This window comes from Streptomyces sp. NPDC051172, from assembly GCF_040682555.1.
In the GTDB taxonomy this organism is placed as follows: domain Bacteria; phylum Actinomycetota; class Actinomycetes; order Streptomycetales; family Streptomycetaceae; genus Streptomyces.
Map to the genome: position 1 here is coordinate 1 of NZ_JBFBBE010000269.1, position 2,869 is coordinate 2,869.

Sequence of the window (2,869 nt, forward strand, 5' to 3'; positions counted from 1 at the left end):
CCGAGGACTCGCGCCCGCGACCAGCCCGAGCACCCCGACCAAACCGCACACCAGCCCCTCCGACCTGCACGTTCGAAGATGGCGAAGGCTCCTTGAAGGGAGTACCCGTGGCAGTTCACCTGCCCTTCCATGCCCCTCTCTGTTGTCTCACATCAACGCCACCTGTGCCGACCCGATTCCCCACCACCGGACCTGCGGTACTGCGCCGGCGTACGATGCCGTCGATGCCGCGCTGCCTGCCATCCACCCACTGCTCGACGGTGAGGACCTCCGCCTGGCGAGGGAAGACCTTCTCGGTGAGGGCGCTGTGCACCTCGGCGTCGGCGTCCGTGCAGCCGTCTGCCGGGACGGTGGGGGTCGAAGTCCACGTCGGCGTCTGGCGCAGGGTTGGACAGCACGACTCCACTTATGGCGATGCCAGGTGAGGACGAGGCGATCACGTCGTTGGCCCTCAGCACCATGTGCAGGTCGCTGCCCGAGAACGCACTGGCGGTGAGGAGTGACTGCTCGCGTTCGAGGGGCGATCGGGCCTGTGAGAAGCGTGCGGGGCCGCACTGGCCGGATGCCGTTGGCGAGTCTGCAGCCGGGGTTCCGTCTCAGCGGCCTCATGGTCGGTGCGGAGCCCGGCGCATGCTCCGGCTTCGTTGCTGCTGCCGCACGACGTTCTCCGCCTGCGGTCCCTTCGGACCCTGCGTCACCGCGTACTCGACCCTGTCGCCCTCGTACAGCTCCTTGAACCCGGTGGACTGGACGGCCGAGAAGTGGACGAACACGTCCGGTCCGCCATCAGCTGGCTCCAAGAACCGGCACCCCGCCACCCGTTACGACGTGGGCAAGCCCGTGAAACACCCCGAGACCCTCGTCGCTCTGCATAACGGTCGATGTCAAGGAACAAGCTGAGCTGAGTCACGAACCACCGCCCCCTGATGGAGCGTCAGCCAGATAGACTTGAAAAAGTGCCTCTGGTCCGAAAATGAAGCGTCAGCCAGCTCGTGAAGTGGCAGCTTCGATGGGGTCGAAGCGGACAGTGAAGCCGAGAGCGTTGGCCTGGCGGGTGAGGCGGCGCATGGCGCGTTCGGGGTCGTACTTCGTGTAGTAGTCGCCACCAAGGTCGGTGTATTCGGTGTCGTGGGTGAGCATGTGCCAGACCGCGGTCAGGATCGAGTGTTCGAGTGCGACCAGGGCCTTCTTCTTGCCCAGGCGGGGCATGAGCCGGTGGTAGCGGGCGCCGAGGTAGGTGGTTTCCTTGGTGCGGGAGGCGGCCATGGCGGCGGTGCCGAGTGCGGCACTCAGCCAGCGGTTGCCGTGGCGCCGCCGGCCGGATTTGTGTTTCCCGGCGGATTCGTGGTGGCCGGGGCAGACTCCGGCCCAGGAGGCCAGGTGGCCTGCGGTGCGGAAGCGGCTCATGTCACCCCCGGTCTCCGCGATGAGGGCCTCGGCGGTGGCCCGGCCGACCCCGGGGATGGTCTGCAGCAGCTCAATCTGCTGGGCGAAAGGGAGCATCTCGGCCTCGATCCGCACCGACAGTTCACCGATGGCCGCGGTCAGGTGGTCGATGCGTTCCAGGTGCAGGCGGCAGAGGAAGGCGTGGTGTTCGCCGAAGTTCCCGGTCAGCGCCTCCACCAGCGCGGGGATCTTGGGCCGCATCCGGGCCTTGGCCATCTGGGCCAGGGTGTGGACGTCGCGCTCGCCGTCGATGAGGGCGGCGAGCATGGCCCGGCCGGAGACGCCCATGATGTCGGTGGCCACGCTGGAGAGCTTGATGCCCGCGTCCTCCAGTTCCTTCTCCAGGCGCTGGACTTCCCGGGACCGCTCCGCGGTCAGGCTGGTGCGGTAGCGATTCAGGTCCCGCAGGTGCCGGATCGGCTCGGGCGGCACGAACGACGCCTTGAGCAGGCCGCATTCGCCGAGCTGGCACAGCCAGGCGGCATCGGCGACGTCGGTCTTGCGGCCCGGCAGGCCCTTGGCGTGCGCGGCGTTGACCAGGATCACGTTCAGGCAGTCCTCCAACAGGTAGAAGGCACCTCGCCAGTAGTCGCCCGTCGCTTCCAGCACCACGAGGGTGACCTTCTCGGCGAGCAGCCAGTCCCGCAGCTCGAGCAGGGAGTTGGTCACGGTGGCGAACGTACGGATCTCCTGCCGGCGCGAACGCCTGCCAGAAGGACTCGGGGTGCGGACGCACGCCTTGAGGTCCTTCTTGCCGATATCCAGCGCGGCACACCGCTCATGCAGTACGTCCACGAACCCCTCCCGGCAACGACGTGACATGCCAACGGCACGCCGTCCGGAGGGACCACAGGGCTGAAGAGTCTGGTCCGCGTGCTGCCGCAACAATTGACGGTCCCTGTCAGCGATCCCCATCGCCATCCTGACACGCGAGCTCACAGGCATCACAGTGAAACCGGCGTTCCGGACGGAGCAGACCCATTTTCCCGCCTCCACGGCGGCCAGCGCAGCGGCCTGGGTTCCTGACACGTAAATAGAACCTGGTCAGCGGTGGTGTGGGCAGGTCTGGGACCCGGCGGTCCGGGTGGATCGTCGGGTGGGCCGGGACGGCGTTGTCAGACTGCGGTGTCGATGGGGTTGAGGGTGACGCGGTAGCCGAGCTGGTTGAGCCGGTTGATGGCCTGGCGGGTGGCGCGTTCGGGGTCGCGCTGGGTGAAGTAGTCGCCGCCGAGCTCGTGGTAGGCGACGTGGTCGGTGAGCATGTGCCAGATGGCGGTGATGATCGAGTGTTCGACGGCGACGAGGGCCTTGAGCGGGCCGCGGCGGGAGGCCAGACGCTTGTAACGGGCCTGCAGATAGGTGTCCTTGGATCTCGTCACGCTGAACGCTGCGGTCCTAGGGCGCCCTTGAGGTAGGGGTTACC

2 protein-coding genes and 1 pseudogene are annotated in these 2,869 nt (G+C 67.3%); all 3 read right to left on the reverse strand.

The genetic code is table 11. From position 1 onward, the window contains the following. Positions 1–605: 605 nt before the first annotated feature. Positions 606–818, reverse strand: a complete 213-nt coding sequence (locus tag AB0N07_RS50185) for a cold shock domain-containing protein (RefSeq protein ID WP_365847582.1) — start codon at positions 816–818, stop codon at positions 606–608. A 163-nt stretch (positions 819–981) separates the two neighbouring features. Then, on the reverse strand, positions 982–2,241 hold the full coding sequence (locus AB0N07_RS50190) for an IS110 family transposase (protein WP_365847584.1): 1,260 nt from the start codon (positions 2,239–2,241) through the stop codon (positions 982–984). A gap of 320 nt (positions 2,242–2,561) precedes the next feature. Then, positions 2,562–2,869 (reverse strand): annotated as a pseudogene (locus tag AB0N07_RS50195) (IS110 family transposase); the annotation flags it as partial.